Consider the following 20,299-nt stretch of genomic DNA (forward strand, 5'->3'; position numbering starts at 1 on the left):
TTCTATTGCCCCATCAACACCCGCGCCGCGCGGATCAGCACCATCGGGTCCATATCCGTGCGCGCGACGGGTGGCGGCGGGTCGACCCGTCCCGTCAGTGCCGCCACGGCCACCCGGGCCGAGCGCACTGAATATTCCACGGTGAACACGCAGTCCCGGGGCAATTCGCAGAACTGTCCCAGCACCGCGAAATTGCGTGCGCCAGCGGGCCGAACGTCTGGCCGATCCCCGGGATGGCGCGGCATGAAATGGCTGGTGATGAAGGGCATCCGGCAAACCCGGATCCGTGCCTTGTCAAACCACGCGCGCTGATTGTCGGTCAGGCGCAACTGGCCGAACATCTCCTGCAGAATCTCCTCGCCGGTCGCCCGCCACATGGGTTTCTTGACAAAATCTCCCTCGCGGTCGCCGCGCAACCCGTAGCCCCACAGCGTATAGGTGCCATGTTTCTGGCCCCGAAAATGCGGCTGATGAAACAGCACGATGGACAGGGTCCAGCCTGAGTCGGCAAATGTTATCAAACCGCCGGTCCCGGTCCGGTTGTTGGTGTAATCCTCCATGAATTCAAAGAAATCCGGACCATCCAGCGTCACGGTAAAGCTATGCCAGGCGGTTTTGCCGGTATCGGTGCAGAACGCCTCGGGGCGGCCCAGCCCTTCGTGCTTGGCCGCCAAACGCCGCCACAGCGCCCATGCCCCGCCTTCGGCATCCTCCAGCACCGGCGCAGTATCGCGGTCTCCCAGAACCGAGCCGTCGGTCATCGACCCCAATGTCATGTAAACCCGGTCCTTGGCGGAAACGTCCACGCGGCTTCCGTCTTGCAGGATCAGCGCGGTCACCGCCCGGTCCTGCCGGGTGCCCGCGATCTCCACGTCCGCGACCTGTACGCCAGTCAGCGGCACAACATCCCTATCCCGCAGCCAATTCAGGATGGGCGCAATCAGCGAATCGTACTGGTTGTAACGGGTGCGCAGGATGCCTTCGATCCGGGTGAACCCGGGAAAGAGATGGATGAACCGGCGTAGGTATCGGCGCATTTCCATCAGCGAGTGCCATTGCTGAAAGGAAAACATGGTCGACCACATCATCCAGAAATTGCTGGCAAAAAAGCTCTCGCCGAACCAGTCGTCGATGCGCCGCCCCTCCAGCCCGCGTTCCGGGTGCAGGATCAACTGATTGATGTTGACGATGTCCTGCGCGGACAGGGTCAGGTGCAGCCGGTCTTCCGCAGGTTTGCCCTGTTTCACCAGTCGGCAATTCGATGATCCCGGTACCATCCGGTTGAAATCCATGATGTCCTGCCGCACCGACACGGACGGATCGTCGGCCGAAGGGATCGCGTCCAGCAGATCAAAGGTGCAGGCGAAATGCTCTTCGAACATGCGCCCGCCCCGGATTAGGTATCCCTCTGAGGCATCTCCCGACCCGTCCAGCGATCCGCCCGCCACGCCCAGTTGTTCATAGATGCGGATCCGTTCGCCCGGCACGCCTGCATCCCGGACCAGAAAGACCGCCGCCGCCAGCCCGGCGATGCCGCCCCCGATGATGTGATGTGTTCCAGCTTTGCTCATGATCTTGCCCTCCCCTGCAAGGTTTCGATTCTATGCTCCGCGACGGCGCGTCGCCTTGAGCCGGATCAACCGCGGCGCTGGACAGCGCAGACCTCAGGCATTAGCCCGGCGCCATGGATACCGTCTTTCTCATCAGCGCCTTCACGACCCTTTTCGTGGTCATCGACCCGATCGGGCTGACGCCCATCTTCGTTGCCCTGACCCAAGGCATGTCCCAGAAACAGCGCCGCGCCATTGCCCTGCGGGCCAGCGTGATCGCGCTTTTGCTGCTGACCCTTTTTGCCTTTTTCGGCGAGGCGGTTCTGGGTTTTGTCGGCATCTCCATGCCCGCCTTCCGCATTGCGGGCGGAATCCTGCTGTTCCTCACCGCTCTGGACATGCTGTTCGAACGCCGCACCAAGCGGCGCGAAGATCAGGCCGAGGAAGATGACGGCCCCGACCCGTCGGTGTTTCCACTGGCCATCCCGCTGATCGCCGGTCCGGGGGCCATCGCCAGCATGATCCTGCTGGCGGGCCAGACAGATGGCGCGCTGGAAATGGCGTCGGTGCTGCTGGTGATGCTGGCCGTCCTGCTGCTGGCGCTGCTGCTGTTCCTGACCGCCAGCCCTATCGAACACGCGCTTGGACGGACCGGCATCAACGTGGTGACACGCTTGCTGGGCATGCTGCTGGCGGCCCTGTCGGTGCAATTCGTATTGGACGGGTTGCGTGCCTTTGGCCTGGCACCTGCCTGACCGGCGCAAAACCTGCCGTGTAAACCGCCGCAAAAACCCCTATCTTTAACGCATCAACCGTGGGGGTCCGCATGGACGGCGACCAGATAGCCAATCTGCTTTATCTCATGCTGCTTGGCTCTGCCATTGCGGCGGGCCTTTTCGTGCAAAGCCGCCGTAACATCGGCAAGACGCTGCAGCACATGGTGGTCTGGGCCCTGCTGTTTATCGGGGTCGTGGCGGTCTACGGGCTGTGGCAGGACATTTCGAATACGGTGATGCCGAAACAGATGGTGTTTGAGGACCGCGGCCAGATCGAACTGCCCCGCGCCCCGGACGGGCATTATTATGTGACGCTGGACATCAACGGCGCGCCGACACTGTTCGTGGTCGACACCGGCGCCAGTTCGATAGTGCTGACGCGAGAGGCGGCCCAAAGGGCGGGCATCGACGACACCAATCTGCATTTCCTGACCGAGGCCATGACCGCAAATGGCGTGGTCCGCACCGCGCGCGTGGTTCTGGACGAGGTTGAGCTTGGCCCCTACACGGATCGCCGTGTCGCCGCCTACGTGAATGCGGGAGAGATGGAAAATTCCCTGCTGGGAATGAGTTACCTCGACCGCTATGCCAAGCTGGAAATCTCCGGCGGTAAGCTGGTCCTGCACCGCTAATACCGAGCGCCTGAAGAACCAGACAGCCGACGAAAACGCGCCCGGTCCTCAGGCCTCGGCCTTTTTCTCCCACCGTCCCGATTCCTCGGACCAGTATTGGGCCTTCACGCCTGCCCCGGTGAGCCGTTTCCACTGCCCCCGCGCGGCTTGCACGGCCTCTGCATCATGTCCGTCAAACAGGATGCAGGCCCGTTCCAGCGTCTGAACCTCTTCCGCCATCACCTCGGCCCCGTCGACCGCCATCACGCAGGACGGATCATTGCCCGCCTTGCCGGTGGTCAGAAGGATCGGCTGATCGGCGTCATGCGGTCCATCCGCCAGCCCATGCGGCAGAAAAGCTTCTTCGGGACCGAGCCAGAGTTTCTGGTCCAGCCAGTCCAGCCGCCCCGGGTCTGTGCCCCGCACCGCCACACGCCATCCCGCCGCCAGGGACTTTTCCAGAAGCACCGGCAGGGTCGCCTCCAATGGGCGGCGTGTCAGGTGGTAGAAGTAGACGTCTCCCATGTGGCGCTCCGCCTGTCGGACCCCGGGGAGGGGGGCGCTGCCCCCCGGCTCTGCGAGCCTCCCCCCGAGGTATTTTTCAAACCAAAGAATGCCGGCCGGATTGCCGGTCAGCCCTTCTCGAACCGGTCACGCACCAGACGGTCCAGCGCCATCACGCCCCAGCCGGTCGCCCCCTTGGGCGCAAGGTCCGTGTCCTTGGTCACCTGCGCCACGCCCGCGATATCGAGGTGGATCCAGGGCGTACCCTCCTTGACGAAGCGCTGCAGGAACTGCGCGGCCGTGATAGCGCCCGCCGGGCGACCGCCGACGTTCTTCATGTCAGCCTTCTGGCTTTTCAGCTGTTCGTCATAGGATTTGCCCAGCGGCAGGCGCCAGGCGCCCTCGCCTTCGACCTCGGCGGCCTTGAGGAAATCATCGGCCAGCCCGTCGTCGTTGGAAAAGACGCCAGCGTTGTCATGGCCCAGCGCGATGATGCAGGCGCCGGTCAGCGTTGCGAGGTCGATCATGGCGGCGGGCTGTTCGCTTTCCTGCGCGTGCCACATGACATCGGCCAGCACCAGACGGCCTTCGGCGTCGGTGTTGATCACCTCGATGGTGTCGCCCTTCATCGAGGTGACGATGTCGCCCGGGCGTTGCGCCATATGCGAGGGCATGTTCTCGACCAGACCGACCATGGCAACCACATGCGCGGGTGCCTTGCGCAGGGCCAGCGCCTTCATCACGCCGGCCACGGTGCCCGCGCCTCCCATGTCCATGGTCATGTCCTCCATGCCCTGCGCGGGCTTCAGGCTGATCCCGCCGGTGTCAAAGACGACCCCCTTGCCGATCAGCGCCAGCGGCGCGCCTTCGGCGCCTTTCCAGCGCATGGTGACAACCTTGGAAGGCATCGCCGATCCCATGCCAACGCCCAGCAGCGCACCCATGCCCAGCTTTTCCAGCTCCGGTTCGTCCAGCACCTCGACCTCCAGCCCGGTTTCGCGCAGGGCTTCCAGCCGGGCAGCAAATTCGACGGTCGTCAGCACGTTGGCCGGTTCGCTGACCAGATCGCGGGTAAAGGTCACGCCTTCGGCCACGGCGCGACCGCCGACGAAGGCCGTCTGGGCCTCTGCGGGTTCTTTCACCATCAGCGTGGCGGCGCCCAGCGGATCGGTCTCTTCGGACTTGCGTGCGGTAAAGGCATAGCCACGCAGCGCGATGCCCAGCGCGATCTCCTCGGGCAGGCGTGTCGCCTCGATCAGCACGGTCATTGCCGATTTGCCCGCCAGCCGCGCCAGAGTGGCCCCGGCCTTGCGCGCCTCTGCCGTCGCCGGGCGGCGCGCCAGTTTGACGATGTCCAGCCCTTCGGCTGTCAGGCCCGTGGGCCAGGCAAGGCTGAGTGCCTCCCCGGCAGAGAGTTTCTCCCAAGCCTCGCTTTCCACTGCCCGGCCCAGCGCCCCGCGCGTCAGCTTGTTCAGACGCCGCGCGCCCTGGCTCAGCGTTCCGTCTCCGGTCACCACCACGGCCACCCGGCCCGGGGCCCCGGCAAGTCCGTCAAGGTCGGTTTCGGCAAAGCTGATCGCGCGCAGATCGGTCATGTGGAGTCTCCGTGATGGGGTTTCTTGCTTGAGAGGTAACTCTCCGCCGCGCGCTTGACCAGTGCCACCTTTCCCATTCTCACGCGATACATTAGGGTGCGTCCACCGTGGCCGGTCTGGGGGGACCAAGCGCTTGCAGAGATTCGACAGATATGTGCTGTCGCAACTGATGGTGGTGTTCGGCTTTTTCGCCCTAGTCCTTGTATCGGTCTATTGGGTGAACAAGGCCGTTCAGATCTTTGACCGGTTGATTGCAGACGGCCATTCCGCCGGCGTCGTGATGGAGTTCACCTTTCTCTCTTTGCCTGCGGTGGTGGCGATTGTGCTGCCGATGGCCGCCTTTGCGGCGGCCGTCTATGTCACCAACCGGATGACCTCGGACAGCGAGCTGACCGTGGTGCAGGCGACCGGTTATTCGCCCTGGCGGCTGGCCCGTCCGGTCCTGATGTTCGGGGTCGTGGTGGCGCTGATGTTGTCGGTGCTGACGCATTTCCTTGTGCCCAAATCGCTGGAACAACTGCGCATTCGCGAACGCGAACTTTCAGGCTCGCTCAGCGCGCGGCTGCTGCGGGACGGTGTCTTTCTGCACCCCGTGCGCGGAGTCACCTTTTACATCCGCGACATTACCGCCGAAGGAGAGCTGCGCGACGTGGTCCTGTCCGACCGGCGGAACGAAAATCGCGAGGTCACCTATACCTCGGAAACCGCCTATCTGCTGCGCGACGAGGAAGGGCCGAAACTGGTGATGGTATCGGGCATGGCGCAGGATCTGAACTACGAGACGCGCCGCCTGTCGACGACGAACTTCAGCGACCTCGTCTACGATATCTCAAGCCTCGTCAGCGCCGCGCAGCCCGGCCGACGCAAGCTGAACTTCATGTCCACCTGGGAATTGCTGACCCGCACAGAGGCCTCCGCCGTCGAGGCGGGCGATACTCCGGGCGAGGCGCTGGAAGAGGCGCATTTGCGGTTCCAACTGCCCCTGCTGGCGCTGGTGGCTTCGCTGATCGGCTATTCGGCGCTTATGGTGGGCGGGTTTTCACGGCTTGGTGTCACGCGGCAGATCGTGTTCGCCATCGGCCTTCTGGTGGTGGTGAAACTGGTGGAAAGCGCGGTGACCGACCCGGTGCGGGGCAATGCCGCGCTCTGGCCACTGGTCTATTTGCCAAGCGTCACCGGGTTGGGCATGTCCACGCTGCTGCTCTGGCAGGCTGCTCGGCCCTACCGTCCCCGCCGATCCAGGCGGGGTGACCCCGGGGGAGCGCCTGCATGACGCTGCATCTCTATTTTGCGCGCCGCTTTCTGGTTCTTTTCCTTGCGGTCTTTGGTGTTTTCGCGCTGTTCCAGGGGCTGCTGGACCTGATCGAGGAAATGCGTCGCTTTGACGACTCCGTCAGCTTTGGTCAGGTGGTGCAGGTTGTCCTGCTCAAGATGCCCTCGGGCCTCTATGAAATCGTGCCGCTGGTGATGATCCTTGCCTCTATAGCAATGTTTGTCGGGCTGGCCCGGTCGTCCGAACTGGTGGTTGTGCGGGCGGCGGGGCGGTCCGGGATCACCACGTTGCTGGCACCGGTTCTGGTCGCTTTCGTGATCGGCGCCTTGGTGGTCGGACTGATGAATCCGATCGTATCCGCCACCTCCAAACGCTACGTGGAAATGCTCGAATTCTATGAAGGCGGGGTCACTTCGGCTGTGTCCATCGGGCCAGAGGGGCTATGGCTGCGGCAAGGCGGCGACAAGGGACAGGCGGTGATCCACGCCAGCCGAGCGAACGCCGAGGCGACGGAACTCTTTGATGTGTCCATCGTGGTTTACGCGAAAGACAGCGGTCCGGTGACACGCATCCTTGCGCAGAGCGCCCGTTTGGAAGATGGCAATTGGCTGTTGAGCCAGGCCAAGGCATGGCCGCTCAGCGCCGGGCTGAACCCGGAACTGGGGGCCAAGGAACACGACCTGCTGCGCCTGCCATCGAACCTGACCCAGGACAGCATCCGCGACCGGTTCGGCAAACCCTCTGCCGTGGCGATCTGGGACCTGCCGAGCTTTATCACCGGACTGGAAACCGCAGGGTTTTCCGCGCGCCGTCATGCGGTCTGGTTGCATATGGAACTGTCGCGCCCCTTGTTCTTTGTGGCGATGGCTCTGGTAGGTGCGGCCTTTACCATGCGGCCAACGCGCCTTGGTCGGACGGGGATCGCGATCCTCTCTGCGGTCCTACTTGGCTTCGGTCTGTATTACGTGCGAAGCTTTGTTCAGATTCTGGGGGATAGTGGTCAGTTGCCACCGCTCGTCGCCGCTTGGGTGCCACCGGTGGCCTCTGTCCTCCTTGCGCTTGGTTTGGTGTTGCAGATGGAGGACGGATGACACGCGCGCTGACTTGTCTCTTCCGTCTTTGCATCGCTCTGATCTGGCTGGCCCTGCCCGCCGTCGCGCAGCAAACCTCGCAAGCCTCGACGCTTCCGGCGGTTCTGGTCGCCGATCAGGTCTTTGTCGAGAATGAGGAACGGCTGATCGCCACCGGCAATGTCGAGGCGTTTCACGACGGCATCCGTATGACGGCCACGCGCATCCTGTACGATGGCGCGACGGACCAGTTGCAGATCGAAGGACCCATCCGCATCATCGACGCCGATGGCAACATCATCACCGCCGATTATGCCGAGATGGATCAGGAGTTGCGCAATGGCCTGCTGGTGGGCGCGCGGATGGTGCTGGACCAGCAGTTGCAACTGGCCTCGGTCGAGGCGCGCCGTGTAAATGGCCAGTATACGCAACTATCGCGCGTCGCCGTCACCTCCTGCCTGGTCTGCGGCAAACGGCAGGTGCCGCTCTGGCAGATCCGCGCGTCGCGCGTTGTCCACGATCAGGAAGAGCGGCAACTCTATTTCGACGGCGCGCAGTTCCGCGTGCTGGACGTGCCGATCGCCTACATTCCGCGCCTGCGGATGCCCGACCCCACGTTGAAACGCGCCCGCGGCTTTCTGTATCCGTCCTTTCACAGCTCGACGCTGTTGGGGTTCGGCGTCAAGGTGCCCTACTTCATTCCGATCGGCAAACATCAGGACGTTACCCTGACGCCCTTTCTGTCGCCCAAAACACGAACCATGGAGGTTCGCTATCGCCGCGCCTTCCGGACCGGGGACCTGACGCTGACCGGGGCATTGACGTCCGACACGCTCAAGGCGGATAGCGCGCGCGGATACCTCTTTGCGGAGGGCAGCTTTGTCATCGGCGGCGAGTATGAGCTGGACTTCGGGCTGAAGTCGGTCAGCGACGAATCCTACCTGAACGACTATGACGTGACCGGCGCCGACCGCCTTGAAAGCTCGATTTCGCTGACACGGATCCGCGGCACCAGCTTCATGCAGGCCAGCGTGCTGAACTATCAGACCCTGCGCGATTTCGAATCCAATGCCACGCAGCCCCGTTTCATGGCGGATTACGTGGTCGAGCGGCGGTTTTTCCCCAGCTTCGGGGGAGAGATCCGGCTGGACGCCGAAACCCACGGTCACCTGCGCCAATCCAAGACCCCCACCGATGGCTCTGACGACGATGACGAAATCGACGGTCGAGACGTCGCGCGGGTCAACGCCGAACTCAGCTGGCGCAATCGCTGGACGCTGGTGGGCGGGCTGCGCGCGGGGGTGTCGACGCATCTCTGGCTCGACACCTACCTGACCGAACAGGACGTGACCTCTGACAGCCGGGTTTCGCGCGCCATTCCGGGGATCGCCGCAGAACTGCGCTATCCCATGCAACGGCAGGGCGCGCGCGGCGGGCGAACCATGATCGAACCGGTGGTGCAACTGGGCTGGTCCGGGGGAGAGCGTCTGCGCAATCCCAACGATGAAAGCACCCAAGTCGAGTTTGACGAGGCCAACCTGCTGACCCTGTCGCGCTTTCCCGCCGCCGACAGACGCGAACATGGCGGCACCGTGGCGGCGGGTTTCCGCTGGCTGCATCAGGCCCCGGCCGGATGGTCGGCCGCGCTGACGCTGGGCAAGGTCTGGCGCGATACCGAAGATACGGAGTTCTCACGCTCCTCCGGTCTGACCGGCACGCAGTCCGATCTGCTGATCGCCGGACGGTTCGCCAATGCCCTGGGGTTGACCCTGTCGGCGCGTGGCCTGCTGGACGAAACCGGCGATTTTTCCAAGGCCGAGGCGCGCGCGGGCTGGTCCAATACACGGATGGATCTTGGCGCATCCTACCTGATGCTCAAGGCCGATCCTGATGAGAACCGCGATGCGTCCCAGTCGGAATGGACATTTGATGGCCGCTATCAGCTGACCCGCAACTGGGCGACCTCCGGAGAGGCCAGCTATGACCTTGCCGACCGTCGGCTTGACCGCGTCAGTCTGGGCCTGCAATACACGACCGAATGCATACAAGTGGATTTCGAGGCATCGAGAACCTACGCCTCGGCAACGAATCTGGAGCCGTCCACCGATTTCGATCTTACCGTCGCGCTGAAAGGCTTCGGCGCCGGCAGCAGTGGCAAGGAGTACCGCCCCACATGTTCGTACTGACCCGTGTTCTCTCGCCGGTTCTGGTCGCACTCGGCCTTGCTCTGGCCTCTGTCCCCGCGGCGGCGCAGAACCTGTTCGGCCCGGCGATCACCGTCAATGACAGCGTCATTACCGGGTACGAGCTGCAGCAACGCCAGCGCATGCTGACCGTCCTGCGCGCCCCCGGCGACGTCAGAAAGGTCGCGCGGGAACAGCTGATCGACGATCGCCTGCGCGTTCAAGCCGCCAAGGACATGGGCATCGCCGTGTCCGAAGAAGACCTGCTGGACGGCATGGCTGAATTTGCCACCCGCGCCAACATGAGCCGCGAACAGTTTGTCGCCGCGCTGGCGTCCGAAGGCGTGGAAGAAGAAACCTTTCGCGACTTCGTGAAGGCCGGTATCGCTTGGCGTTTTGTCGTTCGGCAGCGGTTCGGCTCGCGGGCGACGGTCTCCGAGGATGAAATCGACCGGGCGCTGTCGCGTCAGGGTTCCGGCAGCTCGGTGCGGGTCCTGCTGTCCGAGATCATCATGCCGATGCCCCCGCAGGAAGAGGCCGCCGTCCGCGCCCGCGCCGCGCGCATCGCGGAACTGCGCTCGACCGGCGCCTTCTCGGCCGAGGCACGGCGCTATTCGGCAACCGCCACGCGCGGAAACGGTGGCCGCCTGCCCTGGCAGGATCTGAACGATCTGCCGCCGCAGCTACGCCCCCTGATTCTGGGCCTTGCGCCTGGGCAAGTGACACAGCCGATCCCGCTGCAGGGCGCCATTGCGTTGTTCCAGCTGCGCGATATAGAGGAAACCGCCTATACCGCGCCCAAGCCCAGCACGCTGGAATATGCCGCCTATTACATGCCCGGTGGCCGTTCTGCCGACACACTGGCCAAGGCGCGCGGGATCGCCGCGCGGGTGGACCGCTGTGACGACCTGTACGGCATAGCCAAAGGGCAGCCGGAAGAGGTTCTGGAACGCGGCACCCTGCCGATGGACCAGATCCCGACCGATATTGCGCTGGAACTGTCCAAGCTGGACCCGGGCGAGGTCTCCACGGCGCTGACCCGCTCCGGGGGGCAGACATTGGTCTTTCTCATGCTCTGCGGCCGCACTGGCGAAATCGCCGAAGATATCGACCGGCAAGAAGTGACCGTGGGTCTGCGCAACCAGCGGCTGGCCACGCTTGCCGAGGGTTATCTGGCACAGCTTCGCGCTGACGCCCGCATCATCACCCGATGACGCCGCAGAAACCGGTTGCGCTGAGCTGCGGAGAGCCTGCCGGTATCGGTCCCGAACTGGCAGAGGCCGCGTGGACGGCCCTGCGTGAGGAATTGCCGTTTTTCTGGATTGGCGACCCGGCGCATCTGCCGGGTACGGTGCCGCATGTGGTGTTGAACAGCCCAGGTGATGCCTCTGCCCGGATGGCCGAGGGGTTGCCGGTCTGGCCGTTGGACATGCCCGGTGCCCGCACGCCGGGCCGCCCGCAGGCGTCACAGGCCGCCGGTGTGATCGCCGCCATCGAGGAAGGGGTGAGACTGACCCTTTCCGGTGTGGCGTCGGCCTTGTGCACGCTGCCGATCCACAAGCAGGCATTGGCCGAAGGAGCCGGGTTTGCCTTTCCCGGCCATACCGAATTCCTCGCCCATCTGGCCGGGGTGGACGAGGTGGTGATGATGCTGGCCTCTGACCGGCTGCGCGTGGTGCCCGTGACCATCCATATCGCGCTGTCGGAAGTGCCCGCCGCCCTGACGGCAGACCTGTTGGAGCGGCGCATCCGCATCACACGTGAGGCGCTGATCACCCAGTTCGGCATCGCCGCGCCGCGTATGGCAGTGGCCGGGCTGAACCCGCATGCGGGCGAAGGCGGGCGCATGGGGCACGAGGACATGGATCTGATCGCGCCGGTGCTGGACCGCCTGCGCGGCGAAGGCATGGACCTGCGCGGCCCCCTGCCCGCCGACACCATGTTCCACGAACGGGCCCGCGCGGGCTATGACGTGGCGATCTGCATGTATCACGATCAGGCGCTGATCCCGATCAAGACGCTGGATTTCGACGAGGGTGTGAATGTGACGCTGGGTTTGCCCTTCGTGCGCACCTCGCCCGATCACGGCACCGCCTTTGACATTGCGGGCAAGGCGCTAGCCAACCCGTCGTCGATGCTGGCGGCGCTGCGCATGGCGGCGCGGGTGTCGTGACGGAGGCTTTGCCCCCTACTGGCCCCGGCACAGGTCCAGGACCGGTTCACCCCCGAGGTATTTTTCAATCCAAAGAACCATGAGCCAGATCGACACCCTGCCCCCCCTGCGCGAAGTCATCGCCACACATCAGCTCTCGGCCCGCAAATCGCTGGGCCAGAACTTTCTGCTGGACCTGAACCTGACCTCGCGCATCGCGCGGGTGGCGGGCGACCTGTCGGAGACCGATGTGCTGGAGGTCGGCCCCGGCCCCGGCGGATTGACGCGCGGTCTGCTGGCCGAAGGCGCGCGCAAGGTGCTGGCGGTGGAAAAGGATCGCCGCTGCCTGCCCGCGCTGGCCGAGATTGCCGAGGCCTATCCCGGACGGCTGGAGGTGATCGAGGGCGATGCGCTGGAGGTCGATCCGCTGGCGTATCTGACGCCGCCTTTCGCGATCTGCGCCAACCTGCCGTACAACGTGGGCACCGAGCTTCTGGTGCGCTGGCTGACGCCACCGCAGTGGCCGCCCGCATGGCGATCGCTGACTTTGATGTTCCAGAAAGAAGTGGCCGAACGGATCGTAGCGCAGCCGGGATCAAAGGCCTATGGGCGCCTGGCGTTGCTGGCGCAGTGGCGCTGCGACGCGCGGATTGCGCTGAGTTTGCCGCCGGAGGCCTTTACACCGCCGCCCAAGGTCAGCTCTGCCGTGGTACACCTGACGGCCCTCCCCGCGCCGCGGTTCGAGGCGGATGCCAAGGTTCTGGAACGGGTTGTTGCGACCGCTTTCAACCAGCGCCGCAAGATGCTGCGCGCAGCGCTGAAAGGCCTGTCGCCTCGGATCGAGGACCATTTGCAGGCGGCTGGCATCCCGCCGACGGAACGCGCCGAGCGCGTCTCGCTGGAGGCGTTCTGCGCACTGGCGCGCAGTTTGGCCGCCGCGTCCGAATAGGAAAAGGCGCCGCTCTTAAGCGGCGCCCTGTTCTACGCGCGATATCGCCTTTTCATAGGCACGCCTACCAAGCCTGACGCCGCTTATTCGGCGGCGTCGGGGGCCGGCGTGTCGTCAGAGGGGGCCGGCTGTGCCGGGGCCTCGGCCTCTGCCTGAACGGCTTTCTTGCCGTCGGCTTTGGGCGCGCGGGGTTTACGCGGCGCGCGCGGTTTTCTGGGCTTTTCGTCGGCCTTGGGTTTTTCGTCGGCCTCGGGCGCTGTCCCGGCCTCTGCCGCGTCAGCCTCTGCCTTGTCCTCGGGCGCCTTGCCCTTGCGGCCCGGTTTGATTTCGGCCCGCGATTCCGGTGTGTCCACCAGCCCGGGCCCGTCGTCCTCTGCGCTCAGGTCCAGAACGTCCGGCTGCGGCGCATCGGGGGCATAGCTCTCGGCCACAGGCTCGGGGCGCGGCTGTTCGTTGCGCTGCGGTTTGTCCTGCCGTTCCGGCTTGTCCGAGCCGTCAGTGCCGTCACGCTGGGCGCGCTCACGGTCGCGCTGAGCCTGGCGTTCGCGGTTTTCGCGCTCTTGCTGCTCGCGCCGCTGATCCTGCTCACGCTGCGCCTCCCCCAGCATGCGCAGGTAGTGTTCAGCGTGCTGCTGGAAGTTTTCTGTCGCCACGCGGTCGTTGCCAAGGGCGGAATCGCGGGCCAGCTGATTGTACTTGTCAATGATTTGCTGCGGAGTGCCGCGCACCTTGCCCTCGGGGCCATTGCTGTCGAACACACGGTTGACAACGTTGCCCAGCGAGTTGCGGTTGCGGTTGTTCTTGTTCCGCGAACGGGATTTGGAAGAACGCATATTTTCTGGTATCCAGCCTTTTTTTGACGGCTGGGTGACGGGGTATAGCGCATCATGCGCCAAACTTGCTCGGGTCACCCTCATGTTGGCTTGTCATTGCGCGGGATCGGCGCGGCGGCCGTTCGACTGCACAATTGAATATGAATATGCACATGGCCCCGGCAGAGACAAGTAAAAATGCCGGAAAACGACCAGTAATCGGTGGAATTTGGCATCAAATCGCGGCTTTTGTGGCCACAACGACGCGATCCCGGCCATCAAGGTCCGGAATGACCCGCACTCCGCGCAGACCGGCTGCGGCAAAGAGGCGCGAAACCGCCATTCCCTGGCTTGCGCCGATCTCGACCGCCAGCCGCCCACCCGGGGCGAGGAACGCGTTGAACCCCGACAGAATCGCGCGGTAGGCGCTCAGCCCGTCGGCCTCATCGGTCAAGGCAAGGCGCGGCTCGTGCCCGCGCACCTCTGGCGACAGGAACGGCATTTCCGACACCGCGATATAGGGCGGATTGGAGACGATCAGGTCAAAACCGTCCTCGCCCGGCTTCAGCGCATCGAACCAGCTGCCGCGCCGCAGGGCCGCCCGCTGTTCCAGTTGCAGCGCGTTGCGATTCCAGAACGCCACCTCCAGCGCCTCGGCGCTCAGGTCGGTCCCGATGCCCACCCCGCCCTCACGCTCTGCCAGAAGGGTCAGAAGGATGCAGCCAGTGCCGGTGCCGAGGTCCAGCACCGTGGCAAAGGGTTCGCTCAATGCCACTTCGATCAGCGTCTCGGTCTCGGGGCGCGGGTCCAGCACGTCCGGGGTGACGATGAATTCGCGGCCGTAGAACTGCCGCCGCCCGGTCAGGTGGCTGACCGGCTCTCGTGCGGCGCGCCGGCAGATCAGCGTCAGGAAATCCTCGGCCTGCGCCGGGTCCACCGGTTCCGGCAGGAACAGCGTCAGCCGCCCCGCCGGAACCTTCAGCACATGGGCCAGCAGGCGGCGCGCGTCTCGGCCCGGGTCCGGCACCTCGGCCTCGACCAATTGCGCGGTGGCCCGCGACAGCAGATCCGATCCGCGCGCGCTCACGTTTGCATCTCGGCCAGTTGCGCGGCCTGCAGATCGGCGGTCAGCGCGTCGATGATCTCATCCAGATCGCCCTGCAGGATCTGGTCCAGCCGGTACAGCGTCAACCCGATGCGGTGGTCCGTCATGCGGCCCTGTGGGAAATTGTAAGTGCGGATGCGTTCCGACCGGTCACCGGAACCGACCTGCGCCTTGCGCGCCCCGGCCCGTTCGGCATCGGCCTTGGATCGTTCCATGTCGAACAGCCGCGCGCGCAGCACCTGCATGGCGATCTCGCGGTTGCGGTGCTGGCTCTTTTCGGAACTCGTCACCACGATCCCGGAGGGGATATGCGTGATCCGCACCGCAGAATCGGTGGTGTTGACGTGCTGTCCCCCCGCCCCGGAAGAGCGCATGGTATCGATGCGGATGTCGTTCGGGTCGATGCGAATGTCGACCTCTTCGGCTTCGGGCAAGACTGCGACCGTGGCGGCGGAGGTATGTATGCGGCCGCCGCTTTCGGTTTCCGGAACCCGCTGCACCCGGTGGACACCGGATTCGAACTTGAGCCGCGCAAAGACGTTGTCGCCAGCGATCCTGACCACCAGTTCCCGCACGCCGCCCAGCTCCGATAGCTGTTCCTCGATCACTTCCCAACGCCAGCCACGTGCCTCGGCGTAACGCTGATACATGCGCGCCAGATCCCCGGCGAACAGCGCCGCCTCATCGCCGCCCGTGCCGGGGCGGATTTCCAGCATGGCAGGTTTTGCATCGGCGGCGTCGCGCGGCAGAAGCGCCAGCTGCATCGCATGTTCCGCCTCTGGCAGACGGGCGCGCAATTCGGGCAGTTCTTCTTCGGCCAGCTCTTTCATTTCCGGGTCGGACAGCATGGCCTCGGCCTCTGCAATGTCCTGTTGCAGGCGTTCCCATTCCGCGATCTGGGTCACCACCGGCTTCAACTCGGCATATTCACGGCCCAGCGCGGCAATGTCGCCATCGCCCGCGGACATGCGCGCCTCGACAAATTCGAGCCGCTCCTTGATCTGTTGCAATCGTTCTGTCGGGATCATGTGGCTGCATTGCCCATCCCGAAGGCACCGTCAAGATGCAGCTGACCCCGGCGCCCTGTGGGAGCACCGAGGTCATTCGGGAGAGACGCGAACTGTCGGGTGTGACAGGGGGCAAGTCGCGCCGGGATCAACCCGAATTCAGTATTTGTAGGTCGACCCGCCGGTATGGGCGTTGCCGGTGTATCCACCCGAGTACCCGTCGGTGTATCCGCCAGAGTACCCGTTACCCTTGTAGGCGTTGCCGGTGTAACCGCCGCTGTGGGTCGGGGTGAAACCACCGTCATGGCCGCCGTAGTGATCGGGCTGCTTGTAGGTGCCGTCGTAGGTTGTCTTCACGTCCTGAAAGCCGCTCACGATGCAGGACCACGGTGCGGTCTGGTCGCCGCCCGTCTTGATGATCTCACGCGACAGGGTCGAATACTTGTTCGAGGCATAGGCCGGGTTCTGGATGCACTCCATGTGGCCGATATAGGCAGTGTTCCAATCCGCATAGCCGTAGGCATCATGCGCCGCATTGGTCCATGTCTGGATGGTCACGATCTTGGCTTGCTGCTGCGTGTGGCCATAGCCCAATGCGGTGATCTTGTCGCCCTGTGCCGCGGCGGCGGCAGTGGCGGACAGCGCGAGGGCGGCGAGGGTCATCTTGGCGAGAATTTTCATCGGTCGGTTCCTTGGGATCAAAGTGGGGTCAAAGTGTTTCGTCATTCAACTTGTCTGCTCGTCAGCCCGGTCTGCCGGTGTCCTTGCACCTTGGGGGCCTAGCATCTGGGACAGACCCTACGCCGAGTTGCCCAGCCTCCGCAGGTGAGGAATTCCGCCGTTTCCTTGTAATACCCTGATCCAAAAATGGATTTTGAATCCGACCCAAACGCCAGACAGCAAAAAGCCCCGCCTTCGAACCGAAGACGGGGCCTCTCACAAGGTTGTGACGCGGCAGACCTCAGGCGGAGGCGCGATAGATCTTGTCGATGTTGGCGCCAAGGGCCGCGTTGAATTCCTCATCCGACTGCTGCTTGGACAGTCCCTCGGCCAGCGCACGGCTGAAAGAGGCGATCATCTTGGGCTGGCGCGCCAGACGTTCGCAGGCCTCATCGGTGGAATACCCCCCCGACAGCGCCACCACGCGGATCACGCGCGGGTGGTCGGCAAGGTCGTCATACAGGCCGTCCTCGGTCGGGATGGTCAGCTTCAGCATCACGTCCTGTCCCTCGGCCAGTTGATCCAGATGCGTCTGGATCGCGGCTTTCAGCATCGTCTCTGCTTCTGCCTTGGTGGGCGAATTGATATCGACCTCGGGTTCGAGGATCGGGACCAGACCCGCCGCCAGAACTGTCATGCCAAGCTCGAACTGCTGCGCGACGATGGCCTTGATGCCAGTCTCATTCGCCTCGTGGATGACGGATCGCTCCTTGGTCCCGAAGATTCCGAACTCCGCCGCCTCTTTCAGCGTCTCTTCGACGCCCGGGATCGGCTTCATCAGTTGCACGCCGTCGGCCTTTTCCTCCAGCCCCTTGTCGATCTTGAGGAAGGGCACGATACCGCGATCTTCCCACAGGGCCTGCGCGGTCGGCTTGCCCTCGACCTTTGCGCGCATGGTCCGGTCGAACAGGATGGCGCCGATCACCTTTGCATTGGTGAAATCCGGTGCGGTGATGATCCGGCTGCGCATCTCGTGGATCTGGCCGAACATGGCCTCTTCGCCATCGTACATGTCCTCTGTGACACCGTAGAGACGCAGCGCCTTCGGGGTCGATCCCCCCGATTGATCGAGCGCGGCGATAAAGCCTGCTCCGGTGCGCATCTGTTCGGCCTGCTTGGCAAAGGTGGCGGCGTCCTGTCCCATGAAATCCTCGTCTGATGAGAAGAAAGGCATTTGACCAAAGCGTTACCGCAGGGCGCAGGGGCGGTATAGTAGGCCGCGCGGCTGATAACGCTAACTGCGACGCAGTAACGGACGGGAGTCACCTGTGGGACACGCGGAGCCAGATCCCATCTCGCGCCCGCACGGTCAGATGCGCCTCCGGCACGGGTATTCGCCCCTCTACCGGCGCCACCCGCAGGTCCCGCAGAATGAGCGAGAGCAAGAGGACACCCTCGACCATCGCAAACCCCGCCCCGGTGCAGACCCGCGGCCCGGCAGAGAACGGCAGATAGGCGTCACGCGCGCAGGTCTTGCCGTTCTCGGTCTGCCAGCGGTCCGGATCGCACCCGTCGGGGTTGTCCCATAGCCTTTCATGCCGGTGCAGATGCCATGGGCTGAGCACCATCTGCGCGCCCTTGGGGATGTCACGGTCACGGAACCGCTCCGGGCAGGTGGTTTCGCGCACCATCATGGGCACGGGCGGATAGAGGCGCAGCGCCTCGCGGAACACATCCCGGCTGACCCTGAGTTTGGAGATATCTGCGAATTCGCAGCCTTGCAGCACCTGCGCCTCTTCGGCCACCCTGTCTTGCCAGTCAGGATGCGTCGCCATCAGATACAGTGCCCAGCCAAGCGCCGAGGCGCTGGTTTCATGGCCCGCCAGAAAGAAGATCGCGACCTGATCGACCATTTCCTCTGCGGTAAAGGTCTGCCCGGTTTCCGGATCGCGCGTCGTCATGATCTTGGTCGCCAGATCGTCCGGCGCGGTGCCTGCCGCGATGGCCGCCTGCCGATCCTTTGTCAGACGGGTGATCAGCGCGCGTATCCGCTGCGCCGCCGCCTTGGTATCGCGGCGGAAGAATCGCGGCATCCAGCGCGGCACCGGGATGAAAGCCGCAAGGTTCAGGATCGGCTGCGTGCGCTGATAGGCACGGAATTCGTGGAACACCTCCTGCGCGATCTCGTCCTCGATCGGGATGGAAAACAGCGTGCGAAAGATCACATCGGCGGCGGCATGGCTGGCCACTTCTTCGATCTCGATCTCTTGGCCCGCCCTCTCTTTCAACCGGGACAGCGCTGATTGCGCCGCCGCCCACATGGCCGGATAGGTCTCGCGCAGGCGTCCGCCCTCGAACGCCGGGTCGATGATGCGCCGCTGCCGCTGCCACTCTGCCCCGTTGGTCAGAAAGACAGAGCGTCCCAGCAGCGGGCGCAGACCTTCGCTGATGCGGTCGGACTTGGGAAAGTCCATCGGGCGGTCCTTCAGCACCGTCTTTACCAGATCGGGCTGGTTCAGCAGGTAAGAGCGAAAGAACGGCGTGCGAAATTCGGCCATCTTGGCCCGGTACAGCCGCGCGGGCTGGGCCGAGAGGATGTCCTGCCGGAACAGTTTCACATAGCGCAAGAGAGAGACGCGATCCGGCCGGGCCGCCGGTTTCGGCGGCATCATGCGGCGATGCTCGTGTATTTCGACACCGGCACGTCGATCCGGCTGGCCGACGGCGGCCGACCCGCATAGCGCCTGGCCAAGGACAGCGGCCCGGCGGTGATCTGGAAATAATCGTAGTCCAGCGGTCGGTCAAAGGCGCAGAGGTACTGGAAATGCAGGCGGAAGAACTTCCACCGCAGGTCCTTCCAGCGCTCCGGGCTGAGCGATTTCGTGAATTGGGCCGAAAACACCAGCGGCCAGCGCTTGTCCTCGGGCGCGACGCCGGAAACGCTGACCGGATCACAAAGCGCAAAGGCGCAGCCGTCGCCGGGGGCGGTCACGTCGACCCAGGTCAGTTCTTTCCGCGCGCTGAGGTACCTCAGATCCGCGCGCAACCGATGCGCCTCTCGCAGAAAGGACACCATCGGCACCACCTGCCCAAGGCTCAGAAAGGCCAGTTTCGGCCCGTTGGCCGGCACCCTGCCCGCGCGGATCAGGTCCGCGAGGATCGACACCGCCAGATGCGCGCCCGAGGAATGGCCGACCACCAGCACCTCATCCACGTCATCGCGCAGCGCCTCGGCGATGATGTCGCCGAACTCTGCCAACCGCGCCTCCAGCTCGGGCGGATTGGCGCCGCGGTATCGCGCCGCAAAGGCGTAGTCATGCATCAGGTAATAGGCGAACAGCTTGCCGTCCTTCTTCTTGAACCAGTGCAGGATCAGGATCAGCACGGCGATTGCCGCCAGATCCCCGATCAATTCTCCGACCCAGCCGAGGGTCGGAACCAGCCAGATTTCGCCCTGCGTGGCGACGACAGACGCGGGAATAAAGGCCAACAAGAGCTGCAACAGCAGCATTCCGATAGGGTACAGGGCGGCGATCACCGGCCCCTTGCGCAGCCGCATCAGCCGCCAGAGCGCGCCGGTGGCGATGTATTCCCACGCGGTGCGGACCAACTGCCCATAGGTGGCGGCGATGGTGCCGGACATGCTGTCGCGCACGATGTCGGACCAGACCAGCACCTCGACGTCTGCGGCCACCTGCCGTCCGTCGATCTCGCTTTCGACCTGCCAGCCATAGAGACCGCCCCTGCGCTTTGGTTTCAGCCCGATCTCGTAGCCTGAGATCTGCGCCTGCGCCGCGCCTTCCTTGCGGTAGAGTTCGCGGTAGCGGCGGGGGTGAATCGGATCGTAGCCGGGAATGTAAAAGACCCGGCGTCTGGAAACGTCCTGCGCGATTGCGGCCTGATCCGTGCCCATCCTCTGCACCCCTTTGTTGCGCGGATGGTAACGCGGGTTTTCGACAAGAGTAAGGCGTGACAGGTGGCAGGCCGGGTGTGGGGGGCGCTGCGCGACTCCCCACGAGGTGTTTTTCAGCTCAAAGAAGCCCGGGGGCCTA

The 20,299-nt window shown here is 64.3% G+C and carries 18 protein-coding genes; 8 read left to right on the top strand and 10 right to left on the bottom strand.

Translation table 11 applies throughout. The annotated features are described in order from the left end of the window. Positions 1-2 precede the first annotated feature (2 nt). The gene (locus ACTXGA_RS01385) at positions 3-1,571 is read right to left on the bottom strand and encodes an oleate hydratase (RefSeq protein ID WP_443391303.1); all 1,569 of its coding nucleotides are present in this window, start codon (positions 1,569-1,571) and stop codon (positions 3-5) included. A 113-nt stretch (positions 1,572-1,684) separates the two neighbouring features. On the opposite strand from ACTXGA_RS01385, the gene ACTXGA_RS01390 reads away from it, so the two are divergent. After that, complete coding sequence (locus tag ACTXGA_RS01390) at positions 1,685-2,305, top strand: MarC family protein (RefSeq protein ID WP_443391304.1); 621 nt, start codon at positions 1,685-1,687, stop codon at positions 2,303-2,305. A 71-nt stretch (positions 2,306-2,376) separates the two neighbouring features. Continuing rightward, complete coding sequence (locus tag ACTXGA_RS01395; RefSeq protein ID WP_443391305.1) at positions 2,377-2,958, top strand: retropepsin-like aspartic protease family protein; 582 nt, start codon at positions 2,377-2,379, stop codon at positions 2,956-2,958. A gap of 48 nt (positions 2,959-3,006) precedes the next feature. On the opposite strand, the gene ACTXGA_RS01400 is transcribed toward ACTXGA_RS01395, so the two are convergent. Next, positions 3,007-3,462, bottom strand: coding sequence for a DNA polymerase III subunit chi (locus ACTXGA_RS01400; RefSeq protein ID WP_443391306.1), 456 nt, complete (start codon positions 3,460-3,462; stop codon positions 3,007-3,009). A gap of 107 nt (positions 3,463-3,569) precedes the next feature. Continuing rightward, positions 3,570-5,036, bottom strand: a complete 1,467-nt coding sequence (locus ACTXGA_RS01405) for a leucyl aminopeptidase (protein ID WP_443391307.1) — start codon at positions 5,034-5,036, stop codon at positions 3,570-3,572. A gap of 133 nt (positions 5,037-5,169) precedes the next feature. Between ACTXGA_RS01405 and lptF the strand changes: the two genes are divergently transcribed. The 6 genes from lptF to rsmA all read left to right on the top strand — a co-directional run bounded on the left by lptF (position 5,170) and on the right by rsmA (position 12,663). Next, positions 5,170-6,309 carry an LPS export ABC transporter permease LptF gene (gene lptF, locus ACTXGA_RS01410; RefSeq protein WP_443391308.1) on the top strand — a complete coding sequence of 380 codons (1,140 nt, stop codon included), beginning with the start codon at positions 5,170-5,172 and terminating at the stop codon, positions 6,307-6,309. Then, entirely contained in the window at positions 6,306-7,400 is a 1,095-nt protein-coding gene (gene lptG / locus ACTXGA_RS01415) for an LPS export ABC transporter permease LptG (protein ID WP_443391309.1), read from the top strand. Before lptF ends, lptG begins: the two co-directional genes overlap by 4 nt. Beyond that, positions 7,397-9,565: an LPS-assembly protein LptD gene (locus ACTXGA_RS01420; protein ID WP_443391310.1), complete on the top strand. Its 2,169-nt coding sequence runs from the start codon at positions 7,397-7,399 to the stop codon at positions 9,563-9,565. Before lptG ends, ACTXGA_RS01420 begins: the two co-directional genes overlap by 4 nt. Further along, entirely contained in the window at positions 9,553-10,776 is a 1,224-nt protein-coding gene (locus tag ACTXGA_RS01425; protein WP_443391311.1) for a peptidylprolyl isomerase, read from the top strand. The genes ACTXGA_RS01420 and ACTXGA_RS01425 overlap by 13 nt, the downstream gene beginning before the upstream one ends. Beyond that, positions 10,773-11,735, top strand: a complete 963-nt coding sequence (pdxA, locus tag ACTXGA_RS01430) for a 4-hydroxythreonine-4-phosphate dehydrogenase PdxA (RefSeq protein ID WP_443391312.1) — start codon at positions 10,773-10,775, stop codon at positions 11,733-11,735. Before ACTXGA_RS01425 ends, pdxA begins: the two co-directional genes overlap by 4 nt. A 79-nt stretch (positions 11,736-11,814) precedes the next feature. Continuing rightward, the gene (gene rsmA, locus ACTXGA_RS01435; RefSeq protein ID WP_443391313.1) at positions 11,815-12,663 is read left to right on the top strand and encodes a 16S rRNA (adenine(1518)-N(6)/adenine(1519)-N(6))-dimethyltransferase RsmA; all 849 of its coding nucleotides are present in this window, start codon (positions 11,815-11,817) and stop codon (positions 12,661-12,663) included. Positions 12,664-12,746: 83 nt separating this feature from the next. Here the strand turns inward: rsmA and ACTXGA_RS01440 are convergent, their stop codons facing one another. From ACTXGA_RS01440 to ACTXGA_RS01470, 7 genes are all read right to left on the bottom strand, one after another. Further along, positions 12,747-13,496 carry a DUF4167 domain-containing protein gene (locus ACTXGA_RS01440; RefSeq protein WP_443391314.1) on the bottom strand — a complete coding sequence of 250 codons (750 nt, stop codon included), beginning with the start codon at positions 13,494-13,496 and terminating at the stop codon, positions 12,747-12,749. A gap of 214 nt (positions 13,497-13,710) precedes the next feature. Further along, positions 13,711-14,562 carry a peptide chain release factor N(5)-glutamine methyltransferase gene (prmC, locus tag ACTXGA_RS01445; protein ID WP_443391315.1) on the bottom strand — a complete coding sequence of 284 codons (852 nt, stop codon included), beginning with the start codon at positions 14,560-14,562 and terminating at the stop codon, positions 13,711-13,713. Beyond that, positions 14,559-15,608, bottom strand: a complete 1,050-nt coding sequence (gene prfA / locus ACTXGA_RS01450; protein ID WP_443391316.1) for a peptide chain release factor 1 — start codon at positions 15,606-15,608, stop codon at positions 14,559-14,561. Before prfA ends, prmC begins: the two co-directional genes overlap by 4 nt. Before the next feature lie 138 nt (positions 15,609-15,746). Continuing rightward, positions 15,747-16,268: a hypothetical protein gene (locus ACTXGA_RS01455; protein ID WP_443391317.1), complete on the bottom strand. Its 522-nt coding sequence runs from the start codon at positions 16,266-16,268 to the stop codon at positions 15,747-15,749. A gap of 280 nt (positions 16,269-16,548) precedes the next feature. After that, positions 16,549-17,451, bottom strand: a complete 903-nt coding sequence (locus ACTXGA_RS01460; RefSeq protein ID WP_443391318.1) for a fructose bisphosphate aldolase — start codon at positions 17,449-17,451, stop codon at positions 16,549-16,551. Between the two features lie 118 nt (positions 17,452-17,569). After that, complete coding sequence (locus tag ACTXGA_RS01465) at positions 17,570-18,919, bottom strand: cytochrome P450 (protein ID WP_443391319.1); 1,350 nt, start codon at positions 18,917-18,919, stop codon at positions 17,570-17,572. Next, a complete protein-coding gene (locus ACTXGA_RS01470; protein ID WP_443391320.1) occupies positions 18,916-20,160 on the bottom strand; it encodes a hypothetical protein in 1,245 nt (414 codons plus the stop codon). Before ACTXGA_RS01470 ends, ACTXGA_RS01465 begins: the two co-directional genes overlap by 4 nt. Positions 20,161-20,299: the final 139 nt, after the last annotated feature.

The sequence above is a fragment of the Antarctobacter jejuensis genome, from assembly GCF_052266595.1.
Taxonomy (GTDB): domain Bacteria; phylum Pseudomonadota; class Alphaproteobacteria; order Rhodobacterales; family Rhodobacteraceae; genus Antarctobacter; species Antarctobacter jejuensis.